This window comes from Aminobacter sp. P4_D5 (assembly GCF_056401815.1).
The window spans coordinates 50,668-67,801 of the sequence record NZ_JBFUIP010000001.1 but is presented as its reverse complement, the minus strand read 5'-3'; the positions used below and the strand labels follow the sequence as shown (position 1 = coordinate 67,801).

At 62.6% G+C, this 17,134-nt stretch carries 14 protein-coding genes; 8 read left to right on the top strand and 6 right to left on the bottom strand.

All coding sequences use genetic code 11. The annotated features are described in order from the left end of the window. The first annotated feature begins 109 nt into the window (after positions 1-109). On the top strand, positions 110-712 hold the full coding sequence (locus tag AC1DWF_RS00280; protein ID WP_476841374.1) for a hypothetical protein: 603 nt from the start codon (positions 110-112) through the stop codon (positions 710-712). 16 nt (positions 713-728) lie between these two features. Here AC1DWF_RS00280 and AC1DWF_RS00275 read toward each other — a convergent pair whose 3' ends face one another. Beyond that, entirely contained in the window at positions 729-1,310 is a 582-nt protein-coding gene (locus tag AC1DWF_RS00275) for a CGNR zinc finger domain-containing protein (protein ID WP_476781509.1), read from the bottom strand. 83 nt (positions 1,311-1,393) lie between these two features. Here AC1DWF_RS00275 and AC1DWF_RS00270 point away from each other — a divergent pair, with 83 nt between their 5' ends. Beyond that, on the top strand, positions 1,394-2,302 hold the full coding sequence (locus tag AC1DWF_RS00270; protein WP_476781510.1) for an alpha/beta fold hydrolase: 909 nt from the start codon (positions 1,394-1,396) through the stop codon (positions 2,300-2,302). Positions 2,303-2,313: 11 nt separating this feature from the next. On the opposite strand, the gene AC1DWF_RS00265 is transcribed toward AC1DWF_RS00270, so the two are convergent. Then, positions 2,314-3,003, bottom strand: coding sequence for an HAD family hydrolase (locus tag AC1DWF_RS00265; RefSeq protein ID WP_476781511.1), 690 nt, complete (start codon positions 3,001-3,003; stop codon positions 2,314-2,316). 171 nt (positions 3,004-3,174) lie between these two features. Between AC1DWF_RS00265 and AC1DWF_RS00260 the strand changes: the two genes are divergently transcribed. Beyond that, positions 3,175-4,308: a DNA methyltransferase gene (locus tag AC1DWF_RS00260; protein ID WP_476781512.1), complete on the top strand. Its 1,134-nt coding sequence runs from the start codon at positions 3,175-3,177 to the stop codon at positions 4,306-4,308. A 162-nt stretch (positions 4,309-4,470) separates the two neighbouring features. Here AC1DWF_RS00260 and AC1DWF_RS00255 read toward each other — a convergent pair whose 3' ends face one another. Together AC1DWF_RS00255 and mutY are read right to left on the bottom strand one after the other, a co-directional pair. Next, the gene (locus AC1DWF_RS00255; RefSeq protein WP_476787520.1) at positions 4,471-5,082 is read right to left on the bottom strand and encodes an HAD family hydrolase; all 612 of its coding nucleotides are present in this window, start codon (positions 5,080-5,082) and stop codon (positions 4,471-4,473) included. Positions 5,083-5,089: 7 nt separating this feature from the next. Beyond that, positions 5,090-6,202: an A/G-specific adenine glycosylase gene (gene mutY, locus AC1DWF_RS00250; RefSeq protein ID WP_476781514.1), complete on the bottom strand. Its 1,113-nt coding sequence runs from the start codon at positions 6,200-6,202 to the stop codon at positions 5,090-5,092. Between the two features lie 58 nt (positions 6,203-6,260). On the opposite strand from mutY, the gene AC1DWF_RS00245 reads away from it, so the two are divergent. The 3 genes from AC1DWF_RS00245 to smc all read left to right on the top strand — a co-directional run bounded on the left by AC1DWF_RS00245 (position 6,261) and on the right by smc (position 11,161). Then, on the top strand, positions 6,261-6,758 hold the full coding sequence (locus AC1DWF_RS00245) for a DUF721 domain-containing protein (RefSeq protein ID WP_476781515.1): 498 nt from the start codon (positions 6,261-6,263) through the stop codon (positions 6,756-6,758). Between the two features lie 143 nt (positions 6,759-6,901). Next, the gene (locus AC1DWF_RS00240) at positions 6,902-7,642 is read left to right on the top strand and encodes a DsbA family protein (protein WP_476781516.1); all 741 of its coding nucleotides are present in this window, start codon (positions 6,902-6,904) and stop codon (positions 7,640-7,642) included. A 60-nt stretch (positions 7,643-7,702) separates the two neighbouring features. Then, positions 7,703-11,161, top strand: coding sequence for a chromosome segregation protein SMC (smc, locus tag AC1DWF_RS00235; protein ID WP_476841373.1), 3,459 nt, complete (start codon positions 7,703-7,705; stop codon positions 11,159-11,161). A gap of 10 nt (positions 11,162-11,171) precedes the next feature. On the opposite strand, the gene AC1DWF_RS00230 is transcribed toward smc, so the two are convergent. Together AC1DWF_RS00230 and AC1DWF_RS00225 are read right to left on the bottom strand one after the other, a co-directional pair. Next, entirely contained in the window at positions 11,172-11,939 is a 768-nt protein-coding gene (locus AC1DWF_RS00230; RefSeq protein WP_476782747.1) for a glycosyltransferase family 25 protein, read from the bottom strand. Between the two features lie 169 nt (positions 11,940-12,108). Beyond that, the gene (locus tag AC1DWF_RS00225; protein ID WP_476787518.1) at positions 12,109-12,654 is read right to left on the bottom strand and encodes a TetR/AcrR family transcriptional regulator; all 546 of its coding nucleotides are present in this window, start codon (positions 12,652-12,654) and stop codon (positions 12,109-12,111) included. Positions 12,655-12,809: 155 nt separating this feature from the next. Here AC1DWF_RS00225 and AC1DWF_RS00220 point away from each other — a divergent pair, with 155 nt between their 5' ends. Together AC1DWF_RS00220 and AC1DWF_RS00215 are read left to right on the top strand one after the other, a co-directional pair. Then, the gene (locus AC1DWF_RS00220; RefSeq protein WP_476782749.1) at positions 12,810-13,970 is read left to right on the top strand and encodes an efflux RND transporter periplasmic adaptor subunit; all 1,161 of its coding nucleotides are present in this window, start codon (positions 12,810-12,812) and stop codon (positions 13,968-13,970) included. Then, positions 13,967-17,050 (top strand): efflux RND transporter permease subunit, encoded by a 3,084-nt coding sequence (locus AC1DWF_RS00215; protein WP_476841372.1) that lies wholly within the window; start codon positions 13,967-13,969, stop codon positions 17,048-17,050. The genes AC1DWF_RS00220 and AC1DWF_RS00215 overlap by 4 nt, the downstream gene beginning before the upstream one ends. Positions 17,051-17,134: the final 84 nt, after the last annotated feature.

Here is a 17,134-nt window from a genome sequence, read left to right as displayed (position 1 = left end):
GTTCCAAGGCGATGCGACCTGCTGCCTGCGGCAGGACGGGAAAACTGCGCTCTATCAGTCKCATTTTTGCCGCGCGGTTGATATAGAACGACTGCTTTGCGAGAGGGAAGTGCAGTTCATGGTGTTTCGTTTGATCGACGGCCGTTTTCTGACGGCTTTGGCGACCGCCGGCTTTATGTTTGCCGTCGCAGGTTGCCAATCTGGCGGCAGCGGCGGCCTTTTTAGCCCCGCCCCGAAGGATCCCAAGCAGGTTGCCGCCGATGAGGGCAAGATTCTGGCCAGCGAGTTGCTCGCTTATTGCCCTGGTGTCACATTGCGTGACGGCACGGCCTTCTTCAACAGCTACGCCAAGGGTGGCCAGGACGACCCGGCCAAGCTGGTAAATCAATCAGCGATCACCGACGTCACCCGCAGTTGCACGCGCGCCGATGGTCAGATGACCATCAAGGTGGGGGTTGCCGGCAAGGTGGTGGTCGGTCCGGCCGGTGGCGCGGGCACGGTCAACATGCCGATCCGCATTGCTGTGACCCGCGGCACCGAGGTGCTTTACTCGCAGCTTCACAAGAACGTCGTGCAGGTCACAGACCCGTCGACGGCCACCCAGTTCGTCTTCACGGTACCGAATGTCGTGATTCCGATCCCGACCGCGCGCGACATTCAGATCTTCGCGGGCTTTGACGACGCCCCGGCCAAGAAGTCCGCCAAGCAGTAACGCTGAACCAAACGGGTCAGCTGTCCTTGTGGCGCTGGTAGTAGCGCGCGACGCGGATGCGATTGCCGCAACGCGCCGCCGCGCACCAGCGCCGGCGGCTGCTTGCCGGCAAAAACAGCATCGTGCAGTCCTCGGCTTCGCATTTGCGGATGCTGGCGACTGCAGGATCGGCAAGCACTTGCGCCACTGCTTCCGCCAGGCAGGCAGCGAGATCGGCGATAACCGAACCGCTGCGCTTGGGCCGTACTGCCATCGACGATCCGTTCCACTGAAGCTCAAGATGCAACGGCGCTGCCCTCAGCGCCTGGTTGAGCCCGTGCAGGCTTGAGTCTGGCGGCGCCTTGCCGTGGCGGACATGGTCGATCGCCTTGGTTGCGCATTCGCGTACTGCGTGGATGAGGGCAAGATCGGCTTGCGAGACCGCCACCAGCGCTTCTCCGCCAAAGCCCTGCAGCCGCTCCGCTTCCAGCGCGATCCACGCCCGCAAGCCGTCCGGCGTCGCCAGGTGGTCGATGCTGTCCGCACCGCTGCGGGCGCGCGTGTTGACCAGATCCAGCCCAAGCAGTTCGCCGGTCAGCGCTGTGAAATCTGCACTCATGCTAACTCCTAAAATCATCATTGACACATTAGTCGACTTGGCGGATGTTGCTAATGCATAATTCTAGACGAAAGGCATGTGAAATGACAGCCCTGGCATTTCCCCGCGTGATCCATCGCCATCTTAACGTCGGTGGTGTCAGGATATTCTATCGCGAGTCGATACCGGCCGATGGCGGCGCGAATGCGCCCGTGATCTTGCTGCTCCACGGCTTTCCCTCGGCTTCGCATCAGTTTCGCCGGCTGATCGATGCCATCGGCAACAGTTACCGGGTGATCGCGCCGGATTATCCGGGGTTTGGCCATAGCGACATGCCGCAGCCGGCAAGCGCGGGCGGAACATTCGTCTACAGCTTCGACCAGCTCGCCGACACGATGGAAGGGTTTGTCAAAGGATTGGGGCTGAACCGCTTCGTGGCCTATCTGTTCGATTTTGGCGCACCGGTTGGCTTTCGCCTGGCGACACGGCATCCCGAATGGTTCGCCGGCCTGATTGTCCAGAATGGCAATGCCTATGAGGAGGGTTTGTCGGACGGCGCGCGCGACTTCATTGCGTTGCGGCCTGACCAGCCGAATACCGAGCAGACGATCCGGGACTTGCTTACCCTTGCGGGCACGCGCTTCCAGTATGAGATTGGCGTTGGCAGGCCCGAATTGCTGGCACCCGATGGCTGGACGCTTGACCAGCATTTCCTCGACCTGCCCGGCCGCAAGCGGCCGCAGATCGATCTGGCCTTGGACTACCACAGCAACGTCGCACGCTATGGCGAATGGCAGGCCTGGCTCCGGCAACATCAGCCATCGACGCTGATTCTATGGGGCCGGCACGACCCCTTCTTCCCCGAGCCGGGTGCCCATGCCTATCTCCGCGACGTACCCGAAGCGGAGCTGCATCTGTTCGACACCGGGCACTTCGCGCTTGAAGAGAATTTGCCGGAGATCGCGCCCCTGATCGCCGATTTTGTCGATCGGATCTGGCACAGGCCTGGTTAGTCGGAAAACGGTCAGGCGTTTTCCGACCACATGCTGAGAGCCTCAAGCACGCCGCCAAGGTCGGCCCAGCGGCGAATCACCGTTTCAGCACCAGCCTCCGTCAGCATGTCGGCATGACCTGGATAGCTGTGTCCGCCGCCGGTGAAGCCAATGACGCGCATGCCGGCTGAAACCGCGCCTGATATGCCGTGCACCGAATCCTCGATGACGAAAGTCTTGGCCGGATCGACGCCGTAGGTTTTTGCCGCATGCAGGAAGACGTCGGGCGAAGGCTTCGGCTTCTTGCTCGGCGTTTCCAGTGCCGAAAAGATGCGGCCCTTGAACAGCGGCAGGATGCGGGTGCGCTCAAGCATCATCTCGATGCGCTCGCTCGTCGAATTGGAGCAGATGCAGCGCGGGGCTGTAACAGAAGCCACTGCTTCGTGCACGCCGTCGATGGCGCGGACTTCGTTCTTGAGACGGCGGTCGACCAGATCCTCGGCCTGGCTGATCAGGGAAGCCTGGAACGGGATCGCCGACTTCTCCTCGATCCTGAGCAGGATGTCCTTGAAGGTCAGGCCGGCATAGCTCTCGGCGATCTCCTCAGCGGTGATCTCGAAGCCGGCTGAGGTCAGAAGCTCTGCCTCGATGCGGGCGGCGATGATTTCGGAATCGACGAGCACGCCGTCGCAATCGAATATCACTAGGTCTGGCTGGGTCATGACGGTCCGGAAAATGGGGTCGGCGCCGGGGCGCGGGCGGAAAAGTTCAAGGCGCGGCGATTACACCATTCTGGCCCGATCCGCAAATTCGGGCGGCGGCTTCACCAATTATTTACGCTGATCGGTAACCATAACAGCGAGTAAACAGTAACGCGTCAGCCGGGTGTCAGAATGTCAGCAGTGCGTCCTCTTAGCCAACTTTCCCGCACGCCACAGCGCTCTGAATGGCTCGATACCATTATCAAGGGCGACTGCATCGCCGCACTCGACAAGCTTCCGACGGCCTCGGTCGACGTCATCTTTGCTGACCCGCCCTACAACCTTCAACTCGACGGCGACCTGCATCGCCCGGATCAGTCGAAGGTCGACGCGGTCGACGATCATTGGGACCAGTTCGAAAGCTTCGCCGCCTACGACGCCTTCACCCGCGCCTGGCTTTTGGCTGCCCGCCGCGTGCTCAAGCCGAACGGCACCATCTGGGTCATCGGCTCGTACCACAACATCTTCCGCGTCGGCGCGATCATGCAGGATCTCGGCTTCTGGATGCTCAATGACATCGTGTGGCGCAAGACCAACCCGATGCCGAATTTCCGCGGCCGCCGCTTCCAGAACGCCCATGAGACGATGATCTGGGCCTCGCGTGACCAGAAGGGCAAGAATTACACCTTTAACTACGACGCGCTGAAGGCCTCGAATGACGACATTCAGATGCGCTCGGACTGGCTGTTTCCGATCTGCACCGGCGGCGAGCGGCTGAAAGACGACGACGGCAACAAGCTGCATCCGACGCAGAAGCCGGAGGCGCTGCTGGCTCGCATCATGATGGCTTCGACCCAGCCGGGTGACGTCGTGCTTGACCCGTTCTTCGGTTCCGGCACGACCGGTGCAGTCGCAAAACGCCTCGGCCGCCACTTCGTCGGCATCGAGCGCGAACAGGCTTACATCGACGCGGCCCAGGAGCGCATCGCCTCGGTGCGGACGCTCGATGGCCCGACGCTAACCGTCTTGACCGGCAAGCGCGCGGAACCGCGTGTCGCGTTCGGCAGCCTCCTCGACATGGGACTGCTGACGCCGGGCACCACGCTCTACGACGCCAAGAGGCGCTGGGCGGCGAATGTTCGGGCCGACGGTACGCTGTCGATCGGCGACACCGCCGGCTCGATCCATCGCGTCGGTGCTGCGGTTCAAGGGTTGGACGCCTGCAACGGCTGGACCTTCTGGCACTATGAGCGTGCCGGCGGCCTGACCCAGATCGACGAATTGCGCCGCATCGTGCGCGTCGGCATGGAAAAGGCTGGGGCCTGATCGATCAAGCGTCGCGCCGGGCCTCGAAGGGCATCCGGCGCGGCTGCGCAGGCACCATGGCCAGCCAGTTCTGGCCCTGCAGAAGCTTTCCAGATCCTGCAGTAAAAGCTCGAATTCCGGGAGCCTAGGCGCTCCGGATTTTGCAGATCGGCGGGTTTCCAGTCACCGTCCGATCCCGAGACGCTCGAGGTCCGCCTCGAGCGTCTTCGCATTTGTGAACAGCACTGCCTGCCAGCCGGCATTGATGGCGCCATCAACATTCTTCTGGCTGTCGTCGATGAACAGCGAAGCCTTCGGGTCGAGATCGAAGGACGCTACGTGGCGGTCGTAGATGCGGCGGTCGGGCTTGATCAGGCCGATGTCGCCGGAAACCGTCACGCCACGCGGCCGTTCGAGGAAGGGAAAGCGACCGCGCGCCTCACGAAACGTGTCGGATGCCCAGTTCGTCAGCATGGTGACGTCGTGGCCGGCGTCGACCAACCCTTCCATCAAGGCAACGGAGTCGTCATAGGCATGCGGCACCATGTCGTGCCAGTGCAGGCGGAAGGCGCGGATGCTGTTTTCATACTCGGGAAAATCGGCGATCAGCAGCGCTTCAGCCTCTTCCCAGGTACGGCCGCGATCCTGTTCGATGTTCCACTCGCTGGTGCAGACATTGTCGAAGAACCAGCGGCGCTCGACCGGATCGGGGATGATGCGGCTGAAAGGCAGGTCGGGGTCGTAGTGGATCAGAACCTTGCCGATGTCGTAGACGATGTGGCGGATTTCGCTCATGGCTTCGCTAGCGTCCTCGTTTCGTAGCACCCGGTATGGCAGCTTCGATGACTTTTTTCATGACGCTTGGCAAGGCTTCCCCAGCGAGGTCGGCGGCTGCCGACCAGAAGTGGCCGTCTGGCGCCTGATCCGAGGCCGCTTCGGCGCGAAAGACGTCGAGATCGAGGGCGAAATGGGTGAAGACGTGGGTGATGGTGCCCGCGCGCTGCCAGTTCGCGGCAAAAGGCGCGCTGTCAGCGCCAGTTGCGCCATCGACGCGCGAGGTCCAATCGGTGGTCGGTACCTCGGTCATGCCGCCGAGCAGACCCTTGCCCGGACGCTTGCGCAAAAGCACTGCACCGTCACTCCTGACAGCGACGAAGGCCGCACCGCGTCGCTGCGGCCGTTCCGCCTTGGCCGGTTTGACCGGGTAGAACTCGGGATCGCCTGAGACGACCGCGCTGCAATCGGACCGAAGTGGGCACAGTATGCAGCGCGGGCGGCGTGGCGCGCAGATGGTGGCGCCGAGATCCATCATCGCCTGGGCGAAATCGCCAGGTCGCGCGGTGGCCAGCATGCGTTCGACACGGGCACGGATTTCGACCTTGGCCTGGGGCAGGGGCGTTGCGATTGAAAACAGCCGCGTGACCACGCGCTCGACATTGCCGTCGACAACCGCCGCAGGCCGGTTGAAGGCGATGGAGGCGATTGCTGCGGCCGTATAGGGCCCGATGCCGGGCAAGGTGCGCAGACCATCTTCGCTGTCGGGGAAGCGTCCGTCATGCATAAGCGCCACCGTTTCGGCGCAGACCTTGAGATTGCGGGCGCGGGAGTAATAACCAAGCCCGGCCCAGGCTTTCATGACGTCTTCAGTTTCGGCAGTGGCGAGAGCACCGACATCGGGCCATTTGTCCAGAAATGCCCGAAAATAGGGCTTCACCGCCTCGACGGTGGTCTGCTGGAGCATGATTTCGGAGAGCCAGACACGGTATGGGTCGGGTTTGATGCCACGCTTCAGGTCGCTTGGGGCCGTGCGCCAGGGCAACTCGCGATGATGAACGTCATACCAGTCGAGCAACAAGGTGGCGATGGTGCCGTCCACATCAGTGGCGTGCTTGCGGGGATCGGTTCGGGATGCCATTGATGGGGTGGACTGCCTTCGGCGTTGCGTGTCGACAGGGTCATTTCTGGAGAACGACATGGCAGGGAAAAGGTGGACGGGCAATCCCGTTCCGGTCAGCGATCTGGCAAATGCCATCCTCGATCCGGTCCTGCGCAAGCGCACCGGCATCTCGGTAGGCCTCGTCCAGTCATGGGAGGAGATCGTCGGCCCGCGCCTGGCCCACAACACAAGGCCCGAAAAGATCCAATGGCCGCGGCGCATGCATGAGGACGACCCGTTCGAGCCGGCGGTGCTGATCGTTGCCTGCTCGGGACCGGCAGCGCTTCACCTCCAGCACGAGACCGGCGAGATCATCGGCCGGGTCAATTCCTATCTCGGCTTCAACGCCATCGGCCGCATTCGCATCGTGCAGAAGCCGGTCTCTTCGGCAGCGGCCAAGGCTCGCCCGCGCCTGCGCAAGCTCACCGAGGCCGAGCAGGGCAAGCTGGCGGGAACGGTCCAGTACATAGAAGACGAGGGCCTGAAGGCTTCGCTGGAAAAGCTTGGGGCGAGCATCCTGGGCAGCCGAAAGTAGAATTTGCCGTCTTTCTCGCGTATTTGTGATCGCACGTGCGGATAATGGCGATTGGTTTGGGGACAGCCATGCCTTAATTCGCGCCAACTATCGCTTTCACGTATCTGAACATCGCAAAATCCAACCATCGTCAGGTGATTCGTATGCTCCGTTCCATTTCTCGCAGGACCGCACTTACCGGGCTCGCAGCCGTATCGGCAGCAGCGTTGCTTTCCGCTTGCAGCGACTCCGGCGAGCAGGCCAACGCAGCAACGCCCGCCAAGCCTGCCGAACCGGCGACTCCAGCAGCAACGCCAGCTGCGCCGGCAGCACCTGCTGTTAAGGCTCCCGTCTCGCAGGGCTCGGTCGACATGGCCAAGCTGCTCGAAGCCGGAAGCCTGCCTGACATGTCGCTGGGCAAGGCCGATGCGCCGGTCACCATCGTTGAATATGCTTCGATGACCTGCCCGCACTGCGCGCATTTCCACGAGACGACGTTGCCGGCGCTCAAGACCAAATACATCGACACTGGCAAGGTGCGGCTGATCTACCGCGAGTTCCCCTTCGATCCGCTGGCCGAAGCAGGCTTCATGCTTGCGCGCTGCTCGAAGGATAACTACTTCCCGATGGTCGACGTGCTGTTCAAGCAGCAGCAGAATTGGGCGGCTTCGCAGACGCCCAAGGATGCGCTGCTGCAGATTTCCAAGCTCGCCGGCTTTACACAGGAGTCGTTCGAGGCCTGCTTGACTGACCAGAAGCTTCTGGACGATATCAGGGCAGTGCGCGCCCGCGGCGAGAAGGATTTCAAGGTCGACTCGACCCCGACCTTCTTCATCAACGGGAATGTCTACAAAGGGGCAATGACGATTGAAGAAATGTCGGCGGTTATCGACGGCATGCTCTGATAGGGTCATGGCGCCGAGGCAACGCAGCTTCGGTGCACCCTTCCGTGCGGAACGGCGCGAATGAAGTTTTCGCGCCTCCGCCTCCTCGGTTTCAAATCATTCGTCGAGCCCGGCGAGTTCGTCATCGAACGCGGCCTCACCGGCATCGTCGGGCCGAATGGCTGCGGCAAGTCCAATCTGGTCGAAGCGTTGCGCTGGGTGATGGGCGAAAGCTCATACAAGAACATGCGCGCTTCGGGCATGGACGATGTCATCTTCTCGGGCTCCGGCACGCGGCCGGCACGCAACACCGCCGAAGTGACGCTGTTTCTCGACAACACCGACCGTACCGCGCCAGCTTCTTTCAACGACGCCGACGAATTGCAGGTGTCGCGCCGCATCGAGCGCGAGGCCGGCTCCATCTATCGCATCAATGGCAAGGAAGCCCGCGCCAAGGATGTGCAACTGCTGTTCGCCGACCAGTCGACCGGCGCGCGCTCGCCCTCGATGGTGGGGCAGGGCCGCATCGGTGAGCTGATCCAGGCAAAACCCCAGGCGCGCCGCGCGCTGCTTGAGGAGGCGGCCGGCATTTCAGGCCTGCATACGCGCCGCCACGAGGCCGAGCTTCGCCTGCGCGCCGCCGAGCAGAACCTCGAACGCCTCGACGATGTCGTTGGGGAGCTCGAAAGCCAGATTGAAAGCCTGAAGCGCCAGGCGCGCCAGGCTTCGCGCTTCAAGAACCTGTCGGCCGATATTCGCAAGGCGGAAGCTACGCTGCTGCATCTGCGCTGGACGCTGGCCAAAGTTCAGGAAGGCGAGGCCCAGTCGGCCCTTGCCACCGCCACCGCTCTTGTCGGCGACCGCGCCGCCGCCCAGATGGCGGCCGCCAGGGATCAGGCCATCGGCGCCCACAAGCTGCCCGAGATGCGAGATGCCGCGGCTGCTGCCGCTGCGACCTTCCAGCGCCTTTCCATTGCCCGCTCCCAGCTTGAGGAAGAGGCGGGCCGCATCAACTCACGCCAGAGCGAACTCGACCGGCGCCTGCAGCAGCTCGACGCCGACATCGTCCGGGAGCAGCGCATGATCGGCGACAATGCCGCGATCCTGTCGCGCCTCGATGCCGAGGAGAAGGCGCTCAACGACGAAAATGCCGGCGCCACTGATCGCGAGACGCATACCCGCGCGGCCTTCGAAGAGGCGATGGCGACGCTGGCGCTGACCGAGGCCGAGCTTGGTCGCGCTACAGCCGAGCGCGCCGAGGCCGCTGCCGGTCGCACCCAGGCCGAACGCGCCATGCGTGATGCCGCCGATCGCCGCGACCGTTTTGCCCGCCAGCTAACCGAGCTTGATCGCGAGGCCGGCGAAATCGCCGCGCGCATTTCAGCGCTCGCCGACCCGGCGGAAAAGCAGATGCAGGCCGAGGCCGCCCAAGAGGCGCTCGAAGAGGCCGAGTTCGCCGCCACCGAGGCCGAGCGCGCTGTCATTGAGGCACGGCAGGCGGAGGCTTCATCTCGTGCGCCGTTGCAGGAGGCCAAGGCCGAACTCGCGGGCATCGAGACCGAGGCGCGCACGCTGGCCAAGATCATCAACGCCGCTTCGGGCGATCTTTTTCCGGCCGTGCTGGAACAGATCGGCGTCGAGCGCGGCTTCGAGACGGCCCTAGGTGCGGCACTTGGCGACGACCTTGAAGCAGCTCTCGACCGCGCCGCTCCCGTCCACTGGGGCGTTACCAAGCCAGCCGCAAGCGACCCGAAGCTGCCCGATGGCGTGCGTAGCCTCGCTGAGGTGGTACGTGCGCCGCACCAGCTGGCGCGCCGCCTGGCCCAGATTGGCGTCATCGATGCCGCTGATGCGGCACGGCTTCAGCCGCTGCTCGCGCCCGGCCAGCGTCTGGTCAGCCGCGAAGGCGGGTTGTGGCGCTGGGATGGGCTGACCGCAAGTGCCGACGCACCGACGGCTGCTGCGCAGCGCCTTGCCCAGAAGAATCGCCTGGCCGAACTCGATGCCGAGGCGGTCGAGGCGACGCTCCTGGTTCGAGCTGCTGAAGAAGGTTTGGCGCGCGCTGAAAATACCGTGCGCGAAAACACCGAAGCCGAACGGCAGGCGCGCCAGGCTTGGCGCAACGCGCAGCATCAGGTCGGTGCGGCGCGCGACGCGCTTGCCCAGGCCGAAAAGGCTGCCGGCGAGCTGACCAGCCGCCGCGCGGCCCTGGACGAAGCGCGCGCTCGTGTCGCCGATGCGCATGAGGAGGCGCAGGCCGGCTACGTCGAAGCCGAGGACATGCTTGGCTCGGCGCCTGATCTCGCCGATCTCCAAGTGCGGCTTGAGCAGCTTTCCGGCGCGGTCGYTCGTGATAGGTCAGCGGTCGCTGACGCGCGAGCCGTGCATGACGGCCTCAATCGCGAAGCAGAGGCGAGAACGCGGCGGCTGACGGCCATCGCTGCCGAGCGCCAGAGCTGGGTGCTGCGCGCTGAAAGTGCCGCCGAGCAGATCGATGCGCTAGCCGAACGGCGCGAGGAGGCTGCTGCCGAGCGCGAGCTGCTGGCTGAGGCGCCCGACGAACTCGATGCCCGCCGCCGGGCGCTGATGTCGCAACTGACGCAAGCCGAGGCTCTGCGCAAGGAAGTGTCCGACCGACTTCAGGATGCGGAAAATAAGCAGGCGGTGCTCGACAAGGCTGCGACTGTCGCGATCCAGGGGCTCGCCGAAGCGCGCGAGGCGAGGGCCCGTGCCGAAGAACGCCTGACTGCCGCCGACGAGCGCCGTCGCGAGGTCGAGGCGCGCATCCAGGAAGTGCTGAATACGCCGCCGCATCTGGTCATTCGCCACACCGGTCTCGAAGCCGATGGCCCGATGCCCGATCCCGGCGAGATCGAAAGGACGCTGGAGCGCCTCAAGATCGAGCGCGAGCGGCTCGGCGCAGTCAATCTGCGCGCCGAAGAAGAACAAAAGGTATTGTCCGACCGCCTGGAGGCAATCGTCTCCGAGCGCGAGGACATCATCGAAGCGATCCGCAAGCTCCGGCAAGGCATCCAGGGGCTGAACCGCGAGGGCCGCGAGCGCCTGCTGGCGGCGTTCGACCTGGTCAACGGCCATTTCAGGCGCCTGTTCACCCATCTGTTCGGCGGCGGCACTGCCGAGCTTCAGCTCATCGAGTCGGAGGATCCGCTCGAAGCCGGACTTGAAATCCTCGCCCGCCCGCCCGGCAAGAAGCCGCAGACGATGACGCTTTTGTCAGGCGGCGAACAGGCGCTGACGGCAATGGCGCTGATCTTCGCCGTGTTCCTGACCAACCCGGCGCCGATCTGCGTGCTCGACGAGGTCGATGCACCGCTCGACGACCACAATGTCGAGCGCTTCTGCAACCTGATGGACGAGATGGCGGCGTCGACCGAGACGCGTTTTGTCGTCATCACCCACAACCCGATCACCATGGCGCGGATGAACCGCCTGTTTGGCGTGACTATGGCTGAGCAGGGCGTGAGCCAGCTCGTGTCGGTCGACCTCCAGGCGGCCGAGGCCCTGCGCGAGGCGAGCTAAGCCCCGCGGTTCAAGGGTTTTTGAGCTTGAGGCCGTAGTGCTTGCGGTAGCGGCGATAGTTGAACTGGCGCAGCACTGTCTGGCCTAGCCCTTTGACCGACACCGTCCAATGCCGCTGCTGCTTGATCTCCGTGCGCTCCGCCTCGATCATGCTGCCGCCAAGCTCATGGCTGACATCGGTGACGAGATTGGGTTGAACCGACAGCACCCGCAGGTCCAGTTCCCAGAAGAACTTGATGTCCTCGTCGATCTGCCGGTAGACGGTCGGCCGGCTGAGCATGCGCTCCGCGCCACGCCGTGTGATCAGGTAGCCGACCATGCCAGCAGTCGGGCTGCCATGCGACACGATCGAGATGTCCGCTACGCCAACCGATTCCACAACCGGGCGCTCCTGGAAGTCGAAGAGCTTGAGAATGTCCCATTCGACCGGCGCTGTCTGGAGTGCTGAGACGCGCGCTGCGAAAGCGGCTGGTTCGAGCAGGCGGAAGTCGTCCTCCAGGATCAGTCCTATCGCTGCATCCGTATCCAGGAATGCGCGCATCGCCTTGCGGTGACTGGCATAGGCCGCCACTTCAGCCGGGGCAAGCGGGCGCTTCGAGCGCCTGCGGTTTCGCTTCGGATCATAAAGGTCAATGGTTTCAGCGGATTGTGGCGTCAGCCCTTCGACGAAGGCGAAAGGCCAGGCAATTGCTGAAAGCTGTGCATGCGCCGATTTCCGACGAGGCCCAGCTTCGACATCCACTGTCACGACGAACGTGACGGGCAAAGGCGAAGTCATGTAGTGGCTCACTTAAAGGGTGTACCGCTAAATTAGCGCATGATCATTGGGCAGCATGGCCATGCGTTCGAATGCACGATGTTTTATGCTGCGGTTGAATCTCACAAAAATTGCCCAACGTATAGTGAGAAAATCGTGAACGCGGGTTGATGACGTTATCTGTGACCTGTCATACAGCCGCTTCGGCGAGCAGATAAGAGATCGCCATGTTGCGTTCATCTTCATGGAGTATGTCCATGTCGAAAAGCTTCATGCTACGCAGCCCCTCTATGACCAGAAACGCCACGATCAGCTTGGCTTGGTCGGGCGTTTCCGCCTTCAGGCGGTCGAGCAGATGGCGCTTGAAATCCCTGACGGGATTGAGGAAATCCGGGTCTTCGGCAAGGGCCGCGAGTACGCCTGCCGCGGATGGCTGCTTCTGTCCACATTCCTCGGCGGACAGTTCGATGTAGGCGGCAAGGCTGCTGTCGGGCGTATCACTGCTTTTGCTGGCCGCCTTTGCCGCGAGCGCGTCCTCGAAGCTTTTGAGATAGTCCTGAACCAGGGCCTGCATCAGCTTCGCTTTGGTGGGGAAGTTGTAAAGGAGCCCGCCTTTGGAGACGCCGGCGCGCTGGGCGACAGCATCGAGCGACAGGTGGCCCGGGCCGACGATATCCGCCAGTTCCGCGGCGGCGGCGAGGATTTTTTCGCGAGAGCTTGGTCTGTGGCCCGACATTGGTGGTGTCTCCGTTCGCATCACATTATCGTGGATTGACAATACCGTCCAGCCGGTACAGTAAGCCCCTCGCGCTTGGGCTTTCCAAGAAAAAAGTCCAACATGTGCATTGCGGCCCGCCCTGGTGCCGATTCCTTACCGATTGGGGATCTCCTTTGATTAAGCGTCTCATCATCGCGATCGTATTGCTCGTCGTCGTTTGCGGCGGCATCGTTGGTTTCAACATGTTCCGCGACAATGCAATCCAGCAATTCTTCGCCAACATGCCTGTCGCATCAGTCACAGTGGCGACCGCCAAGGTCGAGCCCGCTGCCTGGACGCCCGGCATCGAAACGATCGGCACGGTCGCTGCATCCCAAGGTGTCGACCTCACGGTCGAAACAACTGGCATCGTCAAGGAGATCAAGTTCACGGCAAACCAGCGCGTGAACAAGGGCGACGTGCTCATTCAGCTCGACGACAGCGTGCAGCAGGCAGACCTGGCCGCCGCCAAGACGCAGGCAGCGCTCGACAAGCAGTTGTTTGAAAGGGCAGTTGCCTTGCAGCAGCGCGGTGTCGGCTCCGATGTCGTACGCGACTCGGCTAGCGCGGCTGCGTCCACCTCGGCCTCGCAAGTCGAGAAGCTGCAGGCGGTGCTCGACCAGAAGCAATTGCGCGCGCCGTTCTCCGGCACGATCGGCATTCCGAAGGTCGACGTCGGTCAATATCTCCAGCCAGGGACCATCGTGGCGACGCTTCAGGACATCGACACGATGCGGGCGGATTTCGCCATTCCCGAGCAGCAGCTTGGCCTTTTGAAGATCGGCCAGCCTGTGCGTTTCGGTGTCACTGACGCCGAAATGCCGTTCATTGGTTCGGTGGTCGGCATCGATCCGAAGGTCGACCCGCAAAGCCGCCTCGTTTCTGTCCGCGCGAAAATCGACAACCCCGATGGCAAGCTGAGCCCGGGCCAGTTCGTGCGCGTGCGTGTCGTGCTTCCCGAGGAAGACGGTGTCGTAGCCGTACCGCTGACAGCCCTGACCACCAGCCTCTACGGTGATTTTGTCTATGTGGTGAAACCTGCAGAGACGGCCGAAGCTTCCGGAGCAGCCGCCGCGCCGGCCAAGGAACAGGCCGAGCCAGCGCTCGTGGTCAAGCAGATCTTCGTCAAGGTTGGCCGTCGTTCGGAAGGCCGCGTCGAGATAACGCAAGGTGTTTCCTTCGGTGACGAACTCGTCGTTGCCGGACAAAACAGGCTCTCCAACGGCACCCCGGTCAAGGTCGACAACACGGTCTCTCCCGTTGCCTCGACCGATGCGAAGGCAGCTGCCAAATGAGTTTCTCTGACATCTTCATCCGCCGTCCCGTCCTTTCGACGGTCGTAGCGCTCATGATCCTGCTCCTGGGTTTCCAGGGGCTGTTCAACCTGTCTGTCCGGCAATATCCGAAGGTCGAGGAGACGGTGATCACCATCTCCACCGTTTATCCGGGCGCGAGTGCGGACCTCATCCAGGGCTTCATCACAGCACCGATCGCTGCTGCGGTGGCGACCACCGAGAACATTGACTACGTCACCTCGCAGAGCAGCCCTTCGTCGAGCACCGTGACCGTACAGATGGAGCTTGGCTCCAATCCGGATACGGCGCTGACCGAGGTCATGTCCAAGGTCCAGCAGGTGCGCGGGCAACTGCCGACCGACGCCGAGGATCCGACGATCGTCAAGGGCACGGGCATGCAGTTCGCCATCATGTATCTGGCGATGCAGAACCCCAACATGACCGCCGAGCAACTGACCGAGTATATCGAGCGCGTCATCCGTCCACGCGTCTCGACCATCGAGGGCGTGGCCGAGGTGCAGGTCCTGGGTGCGGCCAAATACTCGATGCGGGTATGGATCRATCCGATCAAGCTCGCAGCGCGCGGTCTGACGGCCCCTGAGGTTCTTCAGGCGATCAATGCGTCCAACTTCCTGTCCGCACCGGGCAAGACCAAGAACGAATACGTTGCCTATTCGATCACCATGAAGTCGACGCTGCAGACGCCAGAGGCCTTTGGCGAGCTGCCGCTCAAGTCCAGCAATGGCGATGTCGTCAGGTTGCGTGACGTGGCCCGCGTGGAGCTGGCGGCCGAAAGCACCGATACCGTCGTCAATTTCAACGGCGAGCCGGGCACCTTCATCGGCATCTTCCCGACACCTTCGGCCAACCCGCTGACCACCGCTGCTGCGGTGATCAAGGAGTTGCCGGCGATCAGCGCGAGTTTGCCGCAAGGTATGACCATCACCATGGTCTATGACTCGACCGAGACGATCAGCGCGTCGATCGACGAGGTGTTCAAGACCATCGCCGAGGCGGTCGCGATCGTCATCGTCGTGATCTTGCTGTTCCTCGGCTCGTTCCGCTCGGTGCTGATGCCGGTGGTGACCATTCCGCTGTCGCTGATCGGTGTCTGTTTCATCCTGTTGATGATGGGCTATTCGATCAACCTGCTGTCGCTGCTGGCCATGGTTCTGGCGATCGGCCTGGTGGTCGACGACGCCATCGTGGTGGTGGAAAATATCCATCGACACATCGAAGACGGCATGTCGCCGATGCAGGCGGCATTCAAGGGCATGCGCGAGATCTTCGGCCCGGTGGTCGCCATGACCATCACGCTCGCTGCGGTGTTCGCCCCGCTCATGTTCACCGGAGGCCTGACCGGGTCGCTGTTCCGCGAGTTTGCGGTCACGCTTGCCGGCGCTGTCATCCTCTCCGGCTTCATCGCCGTGACGATCACCCCGATGATGTCGGCGCGGATGTTGAAGGCCGGCAACCACAGCCGGTTTGCAAAGTTCGTCGACCGTACGTTCGAGCGCATCGCCAACCGCTACGAGCGGCTGGTGTCGGGCTCGCTCAACTATCGTCCCGTGACGTTGCTGATCGTCATCGCGCTTGTTTCGGTCACCGCCTTCATGTTCTTCAAGACGTCGAATGAGCTGGCGCCTGAAGAAGATTCCGGCGCATTGTTCGCGCTGGTGACTGCGCCGCGCTACGCAACATCCGAATATACAAGTCTCTACACCGACCAGATCCGCGATCTGACCAAGGATCTGCCTGAGCTGAAGACCAACTTCTCCATCGTCGGCATGGGCGGCGCCACCAATTCGGGCTTCTCCGTTTGGGCACTCAAGGATTGGTCCGACCGTTCGCGTTCGCAAAAGGAGATTCAGGCGGATATCCAGGCGCGCCTGTCCAAGGTCAGCGGCGTTGAAGCACTGGTCTTTGCGCCTCCGTCCTTGCCGGGTGCCGGCGGCGGCCTGCCGATTTCGGTCGTCGTCCAGTCGACAGGCGATCCGAGCCAGGTCTTCGAGGTGGCTGAGCAAATCAAGGCAAAGGCCCAGGCCTCGGGTCGCTTCATCGTCGTGCAGAACTCGCTGTCCTTCGACGCGCCGCAGGTGACGGTGACCATCGACCGCGACCGGGCCGCAGCGCTCAACCTGTCGGTGCGCGACATCGGCATGACGCTGAGCCTGCTTGTGGGTGGTGGTTCGATCGCCCAGTTCGATCGCGATTCCAACAGCTACGACATCATCATGCAGGTGCCTGATCAGTATCGCGGCAACCCTGAAAAGCTCGGCGAGTTCTACGTCCGCAGCGTCAACGGCCAGATGGTGCCTCTGTCGGCTGTGGTGACGATCAAGACAAACTCGTCACCTGCTTCGATCGAGCAGTTCAACCAGCTCAACTCGGCGACGATTTCGGCGCTGCCTGTGCCCGGCGTGACCACCGGCGACGGCTTGAAGACGATCGAGGATATCGCCCGGCCGCTGCTGCCGGCCGGCTTCTTCATCGACTATTCCGGCCAATCGCGTCTGGAAAGCGAACAGGGAAATACCATCCTGATCGCCTTTGCGCTGGCGATCGTGGTGATCTACCTGGTTCTGGCAGCACAGTTCGAGAGCTTCCGCGACCCGCTCATCATCATGATGTCGGTGCCGCTAGCGATCTTCGGTGCCATCGTGCCRCTCAATCTCGGGCTCGGGACGCTGAACATCTACACCCAGGTCGGCCTGATCACACTGATAGGACTGATCACCAAGCACGGCATTCTGCTGGTCGAATTCGCCAACCAGCAGCGCGAGGAACACGGCCTGTCGCGGCGTGAGGCGATCATCGCTTCGGCCAAGGTTCGCCTGCGTCCGATCCTGATGACAACGGCCGCCATGGCGCTCGGCGTCGTGCCTCTGATCCTCGCTTCGGGTGCTGGCGCTGCCGCGCGTTACTCGATGGGCCTGGTGATCTTCTGCGGCGTGCTCGTCGGAACGGTCTTCACCCTGTTTGTGGTGCCGATGTTTTATACCTTCATCGCCCGCAAGGACCTGGCCGCGCATGTCGAGGAGCCCGACGCCAAGCAGATGGCCGAACCGGCTCACCACTGAGGCGTGCTAGGGACGTAATGAGAAGAGGCTCCGGAGAAATCCGGGGCCTTTTTTGCATTGGTTGGGTGTGCGCCTGATAGTCGG